The organism is Streptomyces sp. F63, from assembly GCF_018070345.1.
In the GTDB taxonomy this organism is placed as follows: domain Bacteria; phylum Actinomycetota; class Actinomycetes; order Streptomycetales; family Streptomycetaceae; genus Streptomyces.
In genome coordinates this window covers 194,672-212,219 of sequence record NZ_JAGPXX010000004.1, presented here as the reverse complement: position 1 = coordinate 212,219, position 17,548 = coordinate 194,672, and the positions used below count along the sequence as shown (strand labels likewise).

Sequence of the window (17,548 nt, the reverse complement as noted above, 5' to 3'; positions counted from 1 at the left end):
TGAGTTCCGCACGGTTCACCGTCCGACATCACGGAGGAACTCAGATGCAGACACGTCGAAAGGCGGCGGGGCTCGTCGCGGCAGTGGGGCTGGCCACCGGCACGCTGCTGGCCGCGGCACCGGCGCAGGCGTCGGGGGCCGCTCCGGCCGCCGGCCCCGCCGAGCGGCCGGGGGCCGGCCGGGTGCAGACGGCACCGCCGGCCCCGGTGGGCCCGCGGGCGGACGCCGGTGCGATGGCGTCGTCGCCGCAGGTCTCGCCGGCCGCCGAACGCATCCGCTATGTCTCGTCGGGCAACGACTACACCTGCTCCTACGGCCGCCTGTGCACCCGCGTGTGGGACCCGGTCGTCGGCAGGTGGAAGGTGTTCGACCTGTACGTGTGCCGTACCTACTCGCTGTCCTACTGGAACGGGTACGGCGGCTACGTCAACAACCAGACCACCGGCACGAGGGCGTACTTCTACAACTCCAGCGGCGGGGTCATCAAGACGTCGATCGCCCTGGACGGCAGCACCTCGTACAACTGGACCCCGGTCTGGAAGATCAAGAACTGCTGATGCGCGACGCACGGTGAAGCGCCTGCCCCGGGAGGACGAGGCCGTCCGGGGCAGGCGCCTCACCGTGTGCTGTCGTCCCCGTACAGGCCCTTGAGGAGGGCCTCTCCCAGCGCCGTCCGCCGGTGCAGCACGCTGTGCCCGTGGCGGAAGGAGCTGATCAGTCCGGCTTCGCGCAGCACCGCGGCGTGCCGGCTCGCACTGGCGGGAGAGAGCCGGAGCGTGGCGGCGATCCCGCTGGTGGACATCGGCCGGCCGAGTGACTCCAGTGCCCTGGCCCGGTTGAGCCCGAGAAGCCGGTGCAGCCGGTCGGCGGAGCCGGGCTCCCGGCCGGCGTCCGTCACCCAGCCGGGCGCCGGCGGAAGCGGATGGACGAGCACCGGTGGAAGTTCCGGGTCGGCCAGGGTGATGGGCCGGCGGGTGCAGAAGAACGACGGGACCAGCGTCAGCGGGCGGCCGTTCAGCTCCAGCGTCCGGCTGAAGGGGTAGCCGCACTCGATCCGGCCGTCCCGCCAGGTGAGCTCCGGCTGGTAGCCGGTCAGCAGTCCCTCTGCGCCGGAGGCGAGGGCGGAGTCGGCGCGCGCCGAGCGGTCCTCGTCGACGGCGCGGTCGATGGCCGCCTTGTAGGGCGCCACGGCCACCGCGTGATAGCGGCGCACCGCCGTCCCCAGCCGGTGCAGCACCTCGCGCCCGCCCTCGGCGAGCCGGCGGGCGCCCGGGGGCACCGGCCGGTTCCCGTAGAGCCGGGTGAGTTCCTGCCGCAGACGCCGTGCGGGGGTGGAGAGGACGGCGTCCAGCCCGGTGTTCGGATCGGCTGTGCCGCGTCCGGGGGTGAGGAAGTCCGGGAAGTAGGGGGCGCACGGGCACAGCTCCATCAGGGCCCGGGTCGTCCGGGTCAGCCCCGCCCGTGCCAGCGCCTCGCGGACCTGCTTCCGCCAGGGGTCGAAGGCCAGGGCGGCGTGCCGGTTCTGCAGCAGTTGCAGGCTGAGGACCACGTCCCACATGAAGTCACCGGTCCCCGCCACCCGGAGCCGGTTGAGGTCGTCCGTGCCGAAGCCGATCCGCAGCATGTCACCCACCCCCGTGGTCCGTCCCCCCTGACGTACCGCTGTGACAGACGGACCGGCACCGGTGGGAGGTTCCGGCGCGTGGGGGAGATGTCCGAAAACGCCGCTGGGCTGTGCCGGATCCCGATGGGCGCGGCCCCGGAGGCTCCCCGTCGCCCTCGGATCTCCGGCCTTCGGCCCTCCGGCCGCCGCCCCGGCCTCCGTGGTCCAGGGGGTGTCCGGCGTTGTTGCATAAAGCTGCGGCCATTCGTATAGTCATGCCATCGAGTGGAGGAGTGACATGGCGACGCGGGTGGCAGTGGCGGGAGCAAGCGGATACGCGGGCGGCGAGGTGCTGCGCCTGCTGCTCGGGCACCCGGAGGCGGAGATCGGGGCCCTCACCGCGAACTCCAGTGCGGGCCGGCGGCTCGGCGAGCTCCAGCCGCATCTGCTGCCGCTCGCCGACCGGGTGCTGGAGCCGACCACCACCGAGGCCCTGGCCGGGCACGACGTGGTGTTCCTCGCCCTGCCGCACGGCCAGTCCGCCGCCGTCGCCGAGGAGCTGGGCGACGAGGTGCTCGTCGTCGACTGCGGCGCGGACTTCCGGCTGCGGGAGGCCGCCGCCTGGGAGACGTTCTACGGCACCCCGCACGCCGGCACCTGGCCCTACGGCCTCCCCGAACTCCCCGGCGCCCGCGACGCGCTGCGCGGCACCCGGCGGATCGCCGTCCCCGGCTGCTATCCGACGGCCGTGTCCCTCGCCCTCGCCCCGGCCTACGCCGCCGGGCTCGCCGAGCCCGAGGCCGTGGTCGTCGCCGCGAGCGGCACCTCCGGCGCCGGCAAGGCGCTCAAGCCGCATCTGCTCGGCAGCGAGGTCATGGGCTCGATGAGCCCCTACGGTGTCGGCGGCGTGCACCGGCACACCCCGGAGATGGTGCAGAACCTCTCCGCCGCGGCCGGGGAGCCGGTCACGGTCTCCTTCACCCCGACCCTCGCCCCCATGCCGCGCGGCATCCTCGCCACCTGCACGGCGAAGGCGCGGCCCGGCGTCACGGCGGACGCGTTGCGCGAGGCGTACGAGAAGGCCACCGCCGGTGAGCCCTTCTGCCGTCTGCTGCCCGAGGGGCGGTGGCCGTCCACCGCCGCCGTCCTCGGTTCCAACGCCGTGCAGCTCCAGACCGCCCTGGACGAGGCCGCCGGCCGCATCGTCGTCATCGCCGCCGTCGACAACCTCACCAAGGGCACCGCCGGCGGCGCGGTGCAGAGCATGAACATCGCCCTCGGCCTCCCCGAGGAGACGGGCCTGTCCGCGGTCGGGATCGCCCCGTGAGCGGGGCGCACGCCACCGCGGCAGCGGCGGCGGCCGGCGCGGACACCACCACGGAAGAGACGGAGACGCAGTGAGCGTGACGGCAGCCAAGGGCTTCACGGCGGCGGGGGTCGCCGCCGGCATCAAGGAGAGCGGTGACCCGGACCTGGCACTGGTCGTCAACCACGGGCCGCGCCTGGCGGCCGCGGGGGTCTTCACCGCCAACCGCGTCAAGGCCGCCCCCGTCATCTGGTCGGAGCAGGTCGTCAAGGGCGGTCAGGTCTCCGCCGTGATCCTCAACTCCGGCGGCGCCAACGCCTGCACCGGCCCGCTCGGCTTCCAGGACACCCACCTGACGGCCGAGAAGACCGCCGAGGCGCTGGGCGAGGAGTTCAGCCCCGGCGAGGTGGCCGTCTGCTCCACCGGGCTCATCGGCATCCGCCTCCCGATGGACAAGCTGCTGCCGGGCATCGGCACGGCCGTCGCGCAGCTCTCCGCGCACGGCGGGGAGAAGGCCGCCCTCGCCATCAAGACCACCGACTCCGTGCACAAGACCGCCGTCGTGGAGAGCCCGGACGGCTGGACCGTCGGCGGCATGGCCAAGGGCGCGGGCATGCTGGCCCCCGGCCTGGCCACCATGCTCGTCGTCCTCACCACCGACGCCGACGTGGCGCAGCCCGAGCTCGACAAGGCGCTGCGGGCCGCCACCCGCACCACGTTCGACCGGATCGACTCCGACGGCTGCATGTCCACCAACGACACCGTGCTGCTGCTGGCCTCCGGAGCCTCCGGCGCGGCCCCCGGCTACGAGGAGTTCGCCGAGGCCGTCCGCGCCGTCTGCGCCGACCTGGCCCGGCAGCTCATCGGCGACGCGGAGGGCGCCTCCAAGGACATCCGCATCGAGGTGGTGAACGCCGCGAGCGAGGACGACGCCGTCGAGGTCGGCCGCTCCATCGCCCGGAACAACCTCCTCAAGTGCGCCGTGCACGGCGAGGACCCCAACTGGGGCCGGGTGCTCTCCGCGATCGGCACCACCTCCGCCGTTTTCGAGCCGGACCGCCTCAACGTCGCCATCAACGGCGTCTGGGTCTGCCGGGACGGCTCCGTGGGCGAGGACCGCGAGCTGGTCGACATGCGCTACCGCGAGGTCCGCATCACCGCCGACCTGGCCGCGGGCGCCGAGTCGGCCGTCATCTGGACCAACGACCTGACCGCCGACTACGTCCACGAGAACAGCGCCTACTCCTCATGAGCACCACGCGGAAGCACACCGCCCTCCCCAAAGCGCAGACCCTCATCGAGGCGCTGCCCTGGCTCACCCGTCACCACGGCAAGACCGTCGTCATCAAGTTCGGCGGGAACGCCATGGTCGACGAGGAGCTGAAGGCCGCCTTCGCCCAGGACGTGGTCTTCCTCCGGCACGCCGGCCTCAAGCCGGTCGTCGTGCACGGCGGCGGCCCGCAGATCACCGCGCACCTCGACAAGCTCGGCCTGGTCTCGGAGTTCAAGGCCGGGCTGCGCGTCACCACCCCCGAGGCGATGGACGTCGTCCGGATGGTCCTCGCCGGGCAGGTGCAGCGCGAGCTGGTCGGGCTGCTCAACCGGCACGGTCCGCTGGCCGTCGGCATGACCGGCGAGGACGCCCACACCATGACGGCCGTCAAGCGCTACGCCGAGGTCGACGGCGAGAGCGTGGACATCGGCCGGGTGGGCGACATCACCGGGATCGAGGCGGGTGCCATCCGGGCGCTGCTGGACGACGGGCGCATCCCCGTCATCTCCTCCATCGCCCGCAGCGCCGACGACCAGCACGTCTACAACGTCAACGCCGACACCGCCGCGGCCGCGCTCGCCGCCGCGCTCGGCGCCGAGACGCTGATGGTGCTCACCGACGTCGAGGGCCTCTACGAGGACTGGCCGGACAGCGACGAGGTGATCAGCAGGCTCACCGCCACGGAACTGGAGAAGCTGCTGCCGGACCTGGCCAGCGGCATGGTCCCCAAGATGGAGGGCTGCCTGCACGCCGTGCGGAACGGTGTCAACACCGCGCGCGTCATCGACGGCCGGGTGCAGCACTCGATCCTGCTGGAGATCTTCACGGACGAAGGCATCGGCACGATGGTCGTGCCCGACGCGGAGGGGAAGACGGCGTGAACGGCACGAGCGACGCGACCGGCGCGAGCGACGCGAGCCGCGGGGGCGGCAACCGGGAGCTCACCCGGCGCTGGCAGCAGGCGCTGATGGACAACTACGGCACCCCCCGCCTGCCCCTGGTGCGCGGGGAGGGGGCCCGGGTGTGGGACGCCGACGGCCGCGAGTACCTCGACTTCGTCAGCGGTATCGCCGTCAACGCCCTCGGCCACGCCCACCCCGCCGTCGTCCGCGCCGTCTCCGGCCAGGTCGCCGCCCTCGGCCATGTCTCCAACCTCTTCGTCGCCGAGCCGCCGGTCGAACTCGCCGAGCGGCTGCTCCAGTTGCTCGGCCGCCCCGGCAGGGTCTACTTCTGCAACTCCGGCGCGGAGGCCGTCGAGGCCGCCTTCAAGATCGGGCGGCGGACCGGCCGGAACCACATGGTCGCCACCGAGGGCGGCTTCCACGGCCGCACCCTGGGCGCCCTCGCCCTCACCGGGCAGCCCGCCAAGCGCGAGCCCTTCCTGCCCCTGCCCGGCGAGGTGACGCATGTGCCGTACGGGGACGCGGACGCGCTCCGGGCCGCGGTCACCACCGACACGGCCCTCGTGATCGTCGAACCGGTCCAGGGCGAGAACGGCGCCGTCGTGCCGCCCGCCGGATACCTCGCCGCGGCACGGGAGATCACCCGGGCCACCGGCACCCTGCTCGTGGTCGACGAGGTGCAGACCGGCATCGGCCGCACCGGGCACTGGTTCGAACACCAGGCGCAGGGCGTCGAGCCCGATGTCGTCACCCTCGCCAAGGGGCTCGGCGGCGGGCTGCCCATCGGCGCCACCGTCGCCTTCGGCGAGGCGGCGGAACTGCTGGCGCCCGGCCACCACGGCTCGACCTTCGGCGGCAACCCCGTCTCCTGCGCCGCCGCGCTCGCCGTCCTCGACACCATCGCCGCCGACGGCATCCTGGACCGGGTCAAGCGCACGGGGGAGCGGCTGCGCGACGGCATCGACGGCCTGGGACACCCGCTGGTCGCACAGGTGCGCGGGGCCGGGCTGCTGCTCGGTATCGTGCTCACCGAACCCGTGGCCCCCCGCGTCCAGCAGGCGGCGCAGGAGGCCGGGCTCCTCGTGAACGCGGCCGCCCCCGACGTCGTCCGGCTCGTCCCCCCGCTGATCATCGGCGACGACGCGGTGGACGCGCTGCTCGGAGCCCTGCCGGCGGTCCTGGACGGGGCCGCGGGCGGCGGGGAAGACCGACGATCCGGAGACTGACCACCATGAGCCAGGCGCAGGACACCGAGCACGGCGGGCCGGCCGTACCGCACACCCGTACGGCCCGCCACCGGCGGATCGTCGACATCCTCAACCGCCGGCCGGTGCGCTCCCAGAGCCAGCTCGCCCGGCTTCTCGCCGACGACGGGCTGAGCGTCACCCAGGCGACGCTCTCCCGCGATCTCGACGAACTCGGCGCGGTGAAGATCCGCAGCGCGAACGGGGAGCTGATCTACGCGGTGCCGTCGGAGGGCGGATTCCGCACCCCGCAGGCGCCGCTGGGGGAGTCGGTGAAGGAGGAGCGGATGGCGCGGCTGGCCGGGGAACTCCTCATCTCCGCCGAGGCGTCGGCGAATCTGGTCGTCCTGCGCACCCCGCCGGGCGCCGCGCAGTTCCTGGCCTCGGCCATCGACCAGGCCGAGGTGCACGACATCCTCGGCACCATCGCGGGCGACGACACCCTGCTGCTGATCAGCCGCGATCCGGTGGGCGGCCAGGCCCTCGCGGACCACCTCCTGCGGCTGGCCCAGCGGGAGGGCTAAGGGCCTGCCGCCCCGCCGTCAACGCGCCCGGGCCGCAGGGTTGCCGCGGTTCGGGTGCCGTCAGAGCAGGTCGAACTCGCCCGCCCGGATGTCGGCGATGAACGCGGCCCATTCGTCGGCCCGCAGCAGCAGGGCGGGCCCGGAGGGGTCCTCCGAGTCCCGCACGGCCACGGTCTCCCCCTCGAACCGGGCGACTTCGACGCAGTTGTCCGTTCCGCCGCTGTAGGAGGAGACGGTCCAGCGCAGGGGCAGAGCCGAGGCATCGGGGACGTACGTGCTCATAGGCGTGTGGTGCCCGCTTCCCTGGCCATGGCGGGGAATCCGCGCGGTGACACGGCCCACGGCCGGATCCGGTCGCAGGGTCCGCCCGCGCGGACCCCTCGCGCTCGCTGTCCCCTGGAGGCTACCCGCGGCCCGGGCCCACCAGAACGCCCCGGCCCGCACGCGTTTCCATGCCTGTGCCACCGGCCGGCCGGACCGGTCCGCGGGGGCTGTGCGTCAGGAGGCCGTGAACTTCGCGAAGCCCGTCGTGCTCCAGGTGCCGCCGTCCGCCGTCACCGCGAACGCTTCCACGTCCGGCAGCGACTCCAGCCAGTCCCGCGCCGCGCGGCCCCGCGCGAAGGCCGCCGTCGCCCAGGCGTCCGCCGCCGTGAGGCCCTCCGCGAGCACCGTGACGGAGAGCAGTCCGTGCCGGGGAGGGGAGCCGGTGTGCGGGTTCAGGACGTGGCAGCCGCGTTCGGCCGTGCCGCTGGTGGCCACGGCCAGCCGGCCCTCGCCCTCCACGACGGCGGCCAGCCGGTCCGGCCGCAGCGGGTCGCTGATCCCGGTGCGCCAGGGCCGCCCCGGACCGGCGCGGCCGCTCAGCTGGATGTCGCCGCCGCCGTTCACGCAGGTGTCGGCCGCCCCGGCCTCGGCCAGCCGCTGGGAGGCCCGCTCCACCGCCCAGCCCTTGACCAGCCCGGTCGGGTCCAGACCGCCCGCGTAGCGGGGGCTGAACCAGCCGTCGCTCATCTCCTCCGCGCCCTCGCAGAGCAGCAGGACCTCCGCGATGAGCGGATCGCAGTCACCGGCGGACAGCTCGCCGCGCGCCAGCCGGCTGAGCTCGCTCTCCTCCCGGTACGGGGAGAACAGCTCGTCCACCCGGTGCAGCCAGGCCACCGCGTCCTCGACCGCGGGCCCGGCGTCGTGCGCGCGCGGGCCCCGGACGTCGAACGAGAAGACCGTGCCCATGGCCTCCTCGACCCGGCGGAACCGGGGAGCCTCAGCCACCGGCCTTGTCCAGCGCGCTCTGCAGGGACTTCTTGTAGCCCTCGCTGGTGAAGGTGGCGCCCGAGACGGTGTCGATCTCCGCGCTCTGCGCCTGCACGGCCTTCTTGCCGAGCTCCGGCACGGCCCGGGCGGTGATCGACTCCGTCTGCGGGTTGCCGGACGGGGCCTGGGCGGCGTCGGCCGCGGTGATCTTCCCGCCGGTGAGGGTGATGCGGGCCTGGACGGGCCCGTACTCGGTCGTGACCAGGTCGCCGGTGACGGTACGGGGCGCCTCCTGGGCCGGCGCCCCGCCCCCGCCCCCGCCCGCGCCCTGCCCGCCGCCCGGGGCCGCGGCCTCGCCGCCGCCGGCCGGGTCACCGCCCGCCGGACCCCCGCCCGCCGGACCCCCGCCCGCAGGGTCGCCGGCCGGCGCGCCCGGCGAGGCGGCGCCGCCCGCCCCGGGCGCCGCCGGCGCCCCGGCGGCCGGCGGCTGTGCGGCGGAGGTCCGCTCGGCCTCCCACGGTGCGTACGGCATCTTGAGGGCCAGCAGCAGCACGACACCGGAGACGGTGGCGGCGCTGCCCAGGACGATGCGGCGTATCGGGTGCTTCCTCATGGATTCCGCTCCGGCTTGCTCTGGCTGTGGCTCACAGTGTGGCTCACAGCTCGAAGGACTCGTGGTGGATGCGGCGGGCCGGCACCCCGGCCTCGCGCAGGATGGCATGGAATTCCTCGGCGAGGCCGGGAGGTCCGCACAGGTAGACATCGTGTTTGGCGATGTCGGGCAGGACGCGGGCCATGCCCTCGGCGGTGATCTGCGGCCGGGTGCCGTCGGGTTCGTTGACGGCCGAGAACAGCTTCGCCTGCCGCCGCGCGGCGATGACGCGCAGCTCGTCCCAGAGCACCAGGTCCTCCTTGCGGCGGGCCCGGTACAGCAGCGTCAGGTCCCCCGGTGCGGCGGGGATGGTCTCGAACAGCGCCCGCATCGGGGTGATCCCGGCCCCGCCCGCGATCAGCAGCACCTTGGTGCCGCGCCGCCGCTCCTCGCCGCGGGGCCGCTGCCGGCGGGCGGCGGTGAGCGCGCCGTACGGGCCCTCGGCCCACACCCGGGTGCCGGCGGGGAGCGCGGCCAGGGCGGCGCTGTGGTCGCCCGCGGCCTTGACGGTGATGCGCAGCCGGTCGTCGCGCGGTGTGGCCGACAGGGAGTACGGGTTGGAGGTCCAGCGGAGCCCCGGGGCCAGGAACCGCCAGCGGAAGAACTGCCCCGCCTCGGCATCCAGCCCGTCCAGGTCCCGCCCCGACATGATGACGGAGGTGACGCCCGCCGCCTCCTCCACCACCGACTCCACCCGCAGTTGGTGCCGCAGGTTGAGCCGGACGGGGGTGATGATCCGGTACCAGACCATGAGCGCGGTCACCGTGCCGTACAGCGCGTACCAGGCCGTCTGCGCCGCCGGGACGGCGATGAACTCGGTGCCGGTCGAGAGCTGGTGCCAGAAGGCGAGGAACACCGCGGCGTACGTGAGCAGATGCAGGTAGTACCACAGCTCGTACGGCAGCTTCCGCCGCGCGGCGCCCGCCGAGACGAGACCGATCACCACCAGCAGCACGGTGCCGATGGCGGCCTCGATCATGTCGGGGAAGTCGAGGACGACGGTGAGGAACTGGTCCACCGGGCCGGTGCCGGCCTGCTCCGCGTAGCCCCAGACGATCAGCGCGGTGTGGGCCACGATCAGGCTGATGGTGTAGCGGCCCGCCACCGCGTGCCAGCGGGCCACCCGGTCCGAGCCGATCCGCCGCTCCAGGACGGGCACCCGGGCCATGAGCAGCACCACCGCGGCCGTGGAGTAGCCGGCGAGCAGCCCGGTGATCCGGCCGGCTCCGGTGATCCAGTCGGTGGTCGCGGAGACGACCGGGGTGTTGTACCACCACAGGCCCAGCACGGCGAGGGCTCCCGCCCACAGCACGCCCAGCACGGGCAGGGCCCCGGAACTGCGCGGCCGCATCCGGGCCTCGGCCCGCCGCCGCGCGGCACGCCCGAAGTCCGCGATCGTCCGGATCGTCGTCTGAGGCGCCGGCGCACCGGCCGCCGCGGGCGGTGCGCCGGGCCCCGTCGCCGACCGCGGTTCCGCCGTCGGCTCCCGCGTCGATGTCTCAGTGGTGATGCTCACGGTCCTGCCTCCCCGCTGCGCCCGGCTACCGGCAGTAGCCCCCGGCCTTCTCACAGCAGTACGGAGGAAAACCCGCGGACGCTCAGCGCGGAGGGCAATCCGCCCGACGCGCGGCCGCGCATCGCCGCCGGCGGCCGGCCCAGGGTGGTGTCGCCCCATTGGGGCGGGCGCCTCGCCGCCCTGCGGCGGGACGCTCGGTGGCCACGGTGAGCCTCAGCCCTTCACCCGCTTCGTGGCGCGCCGAGCGCTGCCGGCGTGCTTCGACCTGCGGGCGGCGCGGTCCGGCCCGAGGAGTTGCGACACCCGCTGGAAGGACACCCCCATGACCCGGCCGGCGTCTCGCTGGCTCAGATCCCGGGTGAGGATCTCCGCCGCGCGGCGCATGGCACGGCGCTCCGCCTCTGCGGCCTCCGCGGTGGTCGCGAGCCGCCCGGCGACGACCGCGCCGCGCCCTCCCCACGGAGCGCGTTGACGAAACATACGGCCCAGTGCATACTTATACCTGTCAGCGCATGCATCGTAAGGAGAATCCCGTGACCGAGCGCGTCGTACTCGCCTACTCGGGCGGCCTGGACACCTCCGTCGCCATCGGCTGGATCGCCGAGGAGACGGGCGCCGAGGTCATCGCCGTCGCCGTGGACGTCGGCCAGGGCGGTGAGGACCTGGACGTCATCCGCAAGCGTGCGCTGGCGTGCGGCGCCGTCGAGGCGGAGGTCGCGGACGCCAAGGAGGAGTTCGCCGACGAGTACTGCCTCCCGGCGATCAGGGCCAACGCCCTCTACATGGACCGCTACCCGCTGGTCTCCGCCCTCTCCCGGCCCACCATCGTCAAGCACCTGGTCGCCGCCGCGAAGAAGCACGGCGCCGGCATCGTCGCCCACGGCTGCACCGGCAAGGGCAACGACCAGGTCCGCTTCGAGGCCGGCATCTCCTCCCTCGCCCCGGAGCTCACCTGCATCGCCCCGGTCCGGGACTACGCCATGACGCGGGACAAGGCCATCGCCTTCTGCGAGGACAAGAACCTCCCGATCGCCACCACCAAGAAGTCGCCGTACTCCATCGACCAGAACGTCTTCGGGCGGGCCGTCGAGACCGGTTTCCTGGAGGACATCTGGAACGCGCCGATCGAGGACGTCTACGAGTACACCTCCAACCCGGCCGGCCCCCGCGAGGCCGACGAGGTGATCATCACCTTCCAGCAGGGCGTCCCGGTCGCCATCGACGGCAAGCCCGTCACCGTCCTCCAGGCGATCCAGCAGCTCAACGAGCGCGCCGGCGCCCAGGGCGTCGGCCGGATCGACATGGTCGAGGACCGGCTGGTGGGCATCAAGTCCCGGGAGATCTACGAGGCCCCCGGCGCCATCGCGCTGATCACGGCCCACCAGGAGCTGGAGAACGTCACCGTCGAGCGCGAACTGGCCCGCTACAAGCGGCAGGTCGAGCAGCGCTGGAGCGAGCTGGTCTACGACGGCCTGTGGTTCTCCCCGCTCAAGCGCGCCCTGGACGGCTTCATCAACGAGGCCAACGAGCATGTCTCCGGCGACATCCGGATGACCCTGCACGGCGGCCGGGCCGTGGTCACGGGCCGGCGCTCGCAGTCCTCCCTCTACGACTTCAACCTCGCCACCTACGACACCGGCGACACCTTCGACCAGTCGCTGTCCAAGGGCTTCATCGAGCTCTTCGGAATGAGCTCGAAGATCGCCGCCAAGCGGGACCTCGCCCAGTAGGCGGCACCCCGGCCCCCGTCAGTACCGTACGGACGGGGCCGGCCGGGCGGCACCACCGCAGCAGGACACCACCGCCTCCGCGCCCCCGCCGGGTCGCGGAGGCGGCCCGTATCACCGGCGGGACGGGCCACCGCCCGGCCGGCACCGAACCGGCACACCAGCCTGAGCGCGCAGGAGGAGCACCGATGACCAACGGCCAGCAGGACCCGACCCCGGACGGCGGCGACGTCCGGCTGTGGGGCGGCCGCTTCGCCTCCGGACCGGCGGAGGCCCTGGCCCAGCTGTCGGCGTCCGTCCACTTCGACTGGCGGCTCGCCCCGTACGACATCGCGGGTTCCCGCGCCCACGCCCGCGTGCTGCGCTCGGCCGGTCTGCTCACCGACGAGGAACTGGCCCGGATGCTGGAAGGGCTCGACCGGCTGGAGGCGGACGTCACGGACGGCTCGTTCACGGGCACCGTGGCCGACGAGGACGTGCACACCGCGCTGGAGCGCGGGCTGCTGGAGCGGCTCGGCCCGGAGCTGGGCGGCAAGCTGCGGGCCGGCCGGTCCCGCAACGACCAGATCGCGACGCTCTTCCGGATGTACCTGCGGGACCACGCCCGCATCATCGGCGGCCTGCTCGCCGAGCTCCAGGAGGCCCTCGTCTCCCTGGCCGAGGCGCATCCCGGCGTGGCCATGCCCGGCCGCACCCACCTCCAGCACGCCCAGCCGGTCCTCTTCGCGCACCACGTCCTCGCCCACGTCCAGGCACTCTCGCGGGACGCCGAGCGGCTGCGCCAGTGGGACGACCGCACGGCCGTCTCGCCGTACGGATCGGGGGCGCTGGCCGGGTCCTCGCTCGGGCTCGATCCGGAGGCGGTCGCCGCCGACCTGGGCTTCGAGCACGGCTCCTCGGCCAACTCCATCGACGGCACGGCCTCCCGCGACTTCGTCGCCGAGTTCGCCTTCATCACGGCGATGATCGGCATCGACCTCTCGCGGATCGCGGAGGAGGTCATCATCTGGAACACGAAGGAGTTCTCCTTCGTGACCCTGCACGACGCCTTCTCCACCGGCTCCTCGATCATGCCGCAGAAGAAGAACCCGGACATCGCCGAGCTGGCGCGGGGCAAGTCCGGCCGGCTGATCGGCAACCTCACCGGGCTGCTCGCCACCCTCAAGGCGCTGCCGCTCGCGTACAACCGGGATCTGCAGGAGGACAAGGAGCCGGTCTTCGACTCCTGCGACACCCTGGAGGTCCTGCTCCCCGCCTTCACCGGCATGATGGCGACCCTCACCGTCAACCGGGAGCGGATGGAGGAGCTGGCCCCGGCCGGTTTCTCGCTGGCCACCGACATCGCCGAGTGGCTCGTCAAACGGGGTGTGCCGTTCCGGGTGGCGCACGAGGTGGCGGGCGAGTGCGTCCAGGAGTGCGAGCGGAACGGCATCGAGCTGGACCAGCTCACGGACGAGCAGTTCGCCAAGATCTCCCCGCACCTCACCCCCGCGGTGCGGAGCGTGCTCCATGTGCCGGGCGCCCTGGCGGCCCGCAACGGCCGCGGCGGTACGGCGCCGGAGGCGGTGGCCGTCCAGCTCGCCGGGGTGAAGGCCGACCTGGCCGTTCAGCAGCAGTGGGCCACGGCGAGGGCGACGGCCGAGGCCATGGCCGAGGCGAGCTCCAAGGACGGCTGACCCCGGGGGGCTGCCCCCGGGGCTGCCCCGGACCCGGCGGGCCGTCCCGGGCGTGCGGGGACGGGCCTCCCGGGGCCGCCGGTGGGCCGTCCGTCAGCCGTTGCGGTCCGCCTGCCGGGAGCAGAGCAGGAGCGTGTCCGCGAAGGGGATGCGGAGGCCGCCCGGCTGCTCGGGGGGCGCGGTGCCGCCGGCCTTCCCGGGGGCCGGGGCTCCGCTCGTGACCAGCGCCTGGACGACCCAGCCGGGGACGTCCCGGTCGCCCGTGCAGTCGGTGAACCGCTCGGACCAGGAAGAGGGTTCGGGGGTGTGCTCCACGAAGGCGTCCAGCACCTGCCGCCCGTCGCGCCACACCGCGACCCGGCCCTGGGTCTCACCGCGCTCTTCGAAGACGTGCTCGACGGTGCCGGTGAGGCGGTGCGCCGCGTCGTAGTGGACGGCGATGCCGCTGGGTGGGACGGCCGTCCCCGTGTAGGCGACGCGTGCGACGCGCGCGCCGTCGTCCCGGGCCCGCCAGACCGTCATCGGCGGGAGTTCGGGGACGTGCGCGCCCCGGGGCAGGTGCGTGGCGATCCCCCCGGTCTCGAGGGCCGCCCGGGTGCGGGCGGCGATCCGGCGGGCGGCGGGGGAGCCGTCCTTCCGGTAGCGCTCCCGGAAGGAGCCGTCGGAGTCCAGCAGCCACCGGACGGTGCGCGGGAGGACGGCCGTGCGGGCCGCGGAGTGCTCCGGCGGCCGGTGCCGCGTCTGTGGTGACGCCCCCGCCGGGGCCGGGGGCCGCGGATCCTCCGCGGCGGCCGGGTGCGCGGCGGGCAGACCGGTCGCCGTGACGGCGGCCAGCGTGGTGACGAGGGCGGCGAGGCGCATCGGACTTCCTCTCGGCCGGGGCCGCGGGGGCCCGGGCCCGTGGGGGAGGGCCGGCGGACCGGACCGGTGTACGGGACAGGACGCTAGTCACGCCCGGGCCCGGGCGCTTCCCCGGCTGCTCCGATCCGGCGACCCTCCGCCCGGCGCCCTCCCGGCCCCGCGCGCTCTCCGCTCCGAAGCGTTCCCCGCCCTCCCCGTGCGGCGGCCACGGCCGCGCCAGGGTGTCCGCGTGTCGAACCGCTGCCCGGGGACCGCTGCCCGGTCGGGTGGTTTCTCCGGCGAACCCCCCTGCGGGGCCCCGTCCCCGGCGCACAGTCGTGACGGCCGCAACCGAGACAAGGGAGTCATGTCATGAGGAAGCAGCTCATCGCGCTGGCCGCACTCGCGCTCCTCGCGGTGCCCGTGAACGGCACCGCCTCCGCCGCCCCGGCCGGCGGGGACGCCCCCTGCTACAACTGGTCCGTCAAGTCCCGGGAGGGCTACGCCAACGGGCAGCGCTGCGGATCCCGGGTCCACGGCACGGTCAAGGACACCCGCGCCGACGGCCGCTGCCCCTATGTGCGGGTGAGGACGCAGAAGGGCTGGTACTTCGACGGTCCCTGGGTCGGCCCCAAGGGCAGGAGCAAGAAGTTCACCATCGACACCCGGGGCGACTTCGCCACCCATTTCTTCCTGCGGTACATCCACTGCTGACGGCCGGCGGCCGGGGCGTACCCGGTCACGGACAACGGCGGCCCCCGGCGGGCACTTCCGCCGGGGGCCGCCGTCCGTCGCGCGCCGGCCGGGCCGGTCAGGCCGCCTTCGCCTTGGTGGCGTACATGTCCACGTACTCCTGGCCGGAGAGCCGCATGACCTCGCTCATCACCTCGTCGGTCACCGCCCGCAGCACGTAGCGGTCGCGGTCCATCCCGTCGTAGCGCGAGAAGTCCAGGGGAGCCCCGAAGCGGACGGTCACCGGGGCGATCCGGGGCATGCCCTTGCCGCCCGGCTGCACCTTGTCGGTGCCGATCATCGCGAACGGGACCACGGGCGCCCCGGTCATCAGCGTGAGCCGGGAGACGCCGGTCCGGCCCCGGTACAGCCGGCCGTCGGGCGAGCGGGTGCCCTCCGGGTAGATCCCGAACGCCTTGCCCTCCTCCAGCAGCCGGCGGCCGGTCATCAGCGCGGCCACGCCGCCGTGCCCGCCGTCGCGGTCGACGGGGATCATGCCGGACATCCCGAAGAACCAGGCCATCAGCCGGCCCTTGATCCCCTTGCCGGTGACGTACTCGTCCTTGCCGATGAAGAAGACCTGGCGCTTCATGACGAGCGCGAGGAACAGCGAGTCGATGAAGGTGACGTGGTTCCCGGCCAGGATGACCGGCCCGGTGGCGGGGACGTGCTCCGCACCCTCGACGCGGGGGCGGAACAGGACGCGCACGAGCAATCCGAGAAGCGCCTTGAGCGCAATACGGGACAACGGGCCCTCCGGTCTGGTCCTGGTCGTCGGCCGAGGCAGCGCGCGGAATGTTTCCGCATCGCGGGAGTCTGCAGGTGAGTACGGTACTCGCGAGATCGCCGGAGACGCACATCGGTCCGGCTCGCGGACGCCGCGAGTCCGCGTGTGTTCGCCCCGTGTTCGGTTTGCGGCCTCCCCCGGGACAGGTGCAGCCGCCTACGATCACCCCCGGTCGTCCGGCAGATTCACCACAGGAGGCAGGGGTTCTCATGGAGCAGTCGCAGGAGCACGGGCCGGGCCGTCGGGCACTGCTGGGGGCCGCGGCCCTCGGCGCGGGCGCGGCCGTCCTGGGCGCGGCGGGCACGGCGGCCGCGGCGGGTACGGCACAGGCCGCCGCCGGCAAGGGCGGCCGGGACGCGTACCGGGGGCTGCCGGTGCCCGCCGTCGTCGCCCACCGGGGCGCCAGCGGCTACCGTCCCGAACACACCCTCGGCGCCTATCAGTTGGCGCTGGACCTGGGCGCGGACGTCATCGAGCAGGACCTGGTGCCCACCCGCGACGGCCATCTGGTCTGCCGCCACGAGAACGACATCACCGGCACCACCGACGTCGCCGACCACCCCGAGTTCGCCGCGCGGAAGACCACCAAGACCGTCGACGGCACGGAGATCACCGGCTGGTTCACCGAGGACTTCACCCTGGCGGAGCTGAAGACCCTGCGCGCGAAGGAGCGCATCCCCGCCGTCCGCCCGCACAACACCCTCTACAACGGCCGCTGGGAGGTCCCCTCCTTCGAGGAGGTGCTCCAGTGGGCGGACCGCGAGGGCCGCCGCCGGGGCCGCCCGGTGTGGCTGCACGTCGAGACCAAGCACCCCAGCTACTTCCGGGGGATCGGCCTCGGCCTGGAGGAGCGGCTGGCGAAGCTGCTGCGCCGGTACGGGCGGCACCGGAGGAACGCGCCCGTCTTCCTGCAGTCCTTCGAGCCGACCAGCATGGAGCGGATGAGCCGGCTGGTCTCCACGCCGCGGGTGGTGCTGCTGTGGACCGCCGACGACCGTCCCTGGGACTTCCGGGAGGCGGGCGACCCGCGGACGGTGGCCGATCTCGTCACCCCGGAGGGCCTGGCGTGGATCGCGGGCTTCGCGCAGGGTATCGGCCCCCTGCTCGACCTGGTGATCCCCAAGGGCGCCGACGGGAAGCTGGGCACCCCCACCGGGCTCGTCGAGGACGCGCACCGGGCCGGGCTGGTCCTGCACCCGTACACGATGCGGAACGAGAACACCTTCCTGCCCGCCGAATTCCGGCGCGGCGGTGACCCGGCCGCGTACGGGGACGCCTTCGGCGCGTACCGCGCCTACTTCGCCACCGGCATCGACGGGATCTTCACCGACAACTGCGACACGGCCCTGCTGGCACGGGAGGACTTCCTGCGGGACTGAGCCCCGGAGCGGGCCCCGGGCCAAGGGCCCGCGTCAAGGGCCCGCGTCAAGGCTGGCCCCGGGTCAAGGCCCCGGGTCAAGGGCCGCGCGGCCGGCGGCCCGGACGGGTGAGTTCGCAGGGTTGGCGAAACCATCC

General features: G+C 73.9%; 18 protein-coding genes. 10 read left to right on the top strand and 8 right to left on the bottom strand.

The window, feature by feature from the left end:
- The first annotated feature begins 44 nt into the window (after positions 1-44).
- A complete protein-coding gene (locus KBZ10_RS06925) occupies positions 45-557 on the top strand; it encodes a hypothetical protein (protein WP_210986601.1) in 513 nt (170 codons plus the stop codon).
- 59 nt (positions 558-616) lie between these two features.
- Here KBZ10_RS06925 and KBZ10_RS06920 read toward each other — a convergent pair whose 3' ends face one another.
- Positions 617-1,624 carry a helix-turn-helix transcriptional regulator gene (locus KBZ10_RS06920; RefSeq protein ID WP_210986600.1) on the bottom strand — a complete coding sequence of 336 codons (1,008 nt, stop codon included), beginning with the start codon at positions 1,622-1,624 and terminating at the stop codon, positions 617-619.
- 277 nt (positions 1,625-1,901) lie between these two features.
- Here KBZ10_RS06920 and argC point away from each other — a divergent pair, with 277 nt between their 5' ends.
- The 5 genes from argC to KBZ10_RS06895 all read left to right on the top strand — a co-directional run bounded on the left by argC (position 1,902) and on the right by KBZ10_RS06895 (position 6,852).
- Positions 1,902-2,930 (top strand): N-acetyl-gamma-glutamyl-phosphate reductase, encoded by a 1,029-nt coding sequence (argC, locus tag KBZ10_RS06915; RefSeq protein ID WP_210986599.1) that lies wholly within the window; start codon positions 1,902-1,904, stop codon positions 2,928-2,930.
- Between the two features lie 70 nt (positions 2,931-3,000).
- Complete coding sequence (gene argJ, locus KBZ10_RS06910; RefSeq protein WP_210986598.1) at positions 3,001-4,161, top strand: bifunctional glutamate N-acetyltransferase/amino-acid acetyltransferase ArgJ; 1,161 nt, start codon at positions 3,001-3,003, stop codon at positions 4,159-4,161.
- On the top strand, positions 4,158-5,063 hold the full coding sequence (gene argB, locus KBZ10_RS06905; protein WP_210986597.1) for an acetylglutamate kinase: 906 nt from the start codon (positions 4,158-4,160) through the stop codon (positions 5,061-5,063). The genes argJ and argB overlap by 4 nt, the downstream gene beginning before the upstream one ends.
- The gene (locus KBZ10_RS06900) at positions 5,060-6,310 is read left to right on the top strand and encodes an acetylornithine transaminase (RefSeq protein WP_307847244.1); all 1,251 of its coding nucleotides are present in this window, start codon (positions 5,060-5,062) and stop codon (positions 6,308-6,310) included. Before argB ends, KBZ10_RS06900 begins: the two co-directional genes overlap by 4 nt.
- Before the next feature lie 5 nt (positions 6,311-6,315).
- Positions 6,316-6,852, top strand: coding sequence for an arginine repressor (locus KBZ10_RS06895; RefSeq protein ID WP_210986596.1), 537 nt, complete (start codon positions 6,316-6,318; stop codon positions 6,850-6,852).
- A 60-nt stretch (positions 6,853-6,912) separates the two neighbouring features.
- Here KBZ10_RS06895 and KBZ10_RS06890 read toward each other — a convergent pair whose 3' ends face one another.
- From KBZ10_RS06890 to KBZ10_RS06870, 5 genes are all read right to left on the bottom strand, one after another.
- Positions 6,913-7,134, bottom strand: a complete 222-nt coding sequence (locus tag KBZ10_RS06890; RefSeq protein ID WP_210986595.1) for a DUF397 domain-containing protein — start codon at positions 7,132-7,134, stop codon at positions 6,913-6,915.
- Between the two features lie 216 nt (positions 7,135-7,350).
- Positions 7,351-8,082: an FAD:protein FMN transferase gene (locus KBZ10_RS06885; protein WP_210986705.1), complete on the bottom strand. Its 732-nt coding sequence runs from the start codon at positions 8,080-8,082 to the stop codon at positions 7,351-7,353.
- Between the two features lie 31 nt (positions 8,083-8,113).
- On the bottom strand, positions 8,114-8,716 hold the full coding sequence (locus KBZ10_RS06880; RefSeq protein ID WP_210986594.1) for an FMN-binding protein: 603 nt from the start codon (positions 8,714-8,716) through the stop codon (positions 8,114-8,116).
- Between the two features lie 43 nt (positions 8,717-8,759).
- Positions 8,760-10,160, bottom strand: a complete 1,401-nt coding sequence (locus tag KBZ10_RS06875; protein ID WP_374223320.1) for a ferric reductase-like transmembrane domain-containing protein — start codon at positions 10,158-10,160, stop codon at positions 8,760-8,762.
- A gap of 324 nt (positions 10,161-10,484) precedes the next feature.
- Positions 10,485-10,751 (bottom strand): hypothetical protein, encoded by a 267-nt coding sequence (locus KBZ10_RS06870; protein WP_210986593.1) that lies wholly within the window; start codon positions 10,749-10,751, stop codon positions 10,485-10,487.
- 53 nt (positions 10,752-10,804) lie between these two features.
- Here KBZ10_RS06870 and KBZ10_RS06865 point away from each other — a divergent pair, with 53 nt between their 5' ends.
- Positions 10,805-12,001: an argininosuccinate synthase gene (locus tag KBZ10_RS06865; RefSeq protein ID WP_210986592.1), complete on the top strand. Its 1,197-nt coding sequence runs from the start codon at positions 10,805-10,807 to the stop codon at positions 11,999-12,001.
- Positions 12,002-12,186: 185 nt separating this feature from the next.
- Positions 12,187-13,674 carry an argininosuccinate lyase gene (gene argH, locus KBZ10_RS06860; RefSeq protein ID WP_210986591.1) on the top strand — a complete coding sequence of 496 codons (1,488 nt, stop codon included), beginning with the start codon at positions 12,187-12,189 and terminating at the stop codon, positions 13,672-13,674.
- Between the two features lie 93 nt (positions 13,675-13,767).
- On the opposite strand, the gene KBZ10_RS06855 is transcribed toward argH, so the two are convergent.
- Positions 13,768-14,535, bottom strand: coding sequence for a hypothetical protein (locus KBZ10_RS06855; protein ID WP_210986590.1), 768 nt, complete (start codon positions 14,533-14,535; stop codon positions 13,768-13,770).
- A 351-nt stretch (positions 14,536-14,886) separates the two neighbouring features.
- Here KBZ10_RS06855 and KBZ10_RS06850 point away from each other — a divergent pair, with 351 nt between their 5' ends.
- Entirely contained in the window at positions 14,887-15,228 is a 342-nt protein-coding gene (locus KBZ10_RS06850) for a hypothetical protein (RefSeq protein WP_210986589.1), read from the top strand.
- Between the two features lie 97 nt (positions 15,229-15,325).
- On the opposite strand, the gene KBZ10_RS06845 is transcribed toward KBZ10_RS06850, so the two are convergent.
- On the bottom strand, positions 15,326-15,994 hold the full coding sequence (locus KBZ10_RS06845; protein WP_210986588.1) for a 1-acyl-sn-glycerol-3-phosphate acyltransferase: 669 nt from the start codon (positions 15,992-15,994) through the stop codon (positions 15,326-15,328).
- 248 nt (positions 15,995-16,242) lie between these two features.
- Here KBZ10_RS06845 and KBZ10_RS06840 point away from each other — a divergent pair, with 248 nt between their 5' ends.
- A complete protein-coding gene (locus KBZ10_RS06840) occupies positions 16,243-17,412 on the top strand; it encodes a glycerophosphodiester phosphodiesterase (RefSeq protein ID WP_210986587.1) in 1,170 nt (389 codons plus the stop codon).
- Positions 17,413-17,548: the final 136 nt, after the last annotated feature.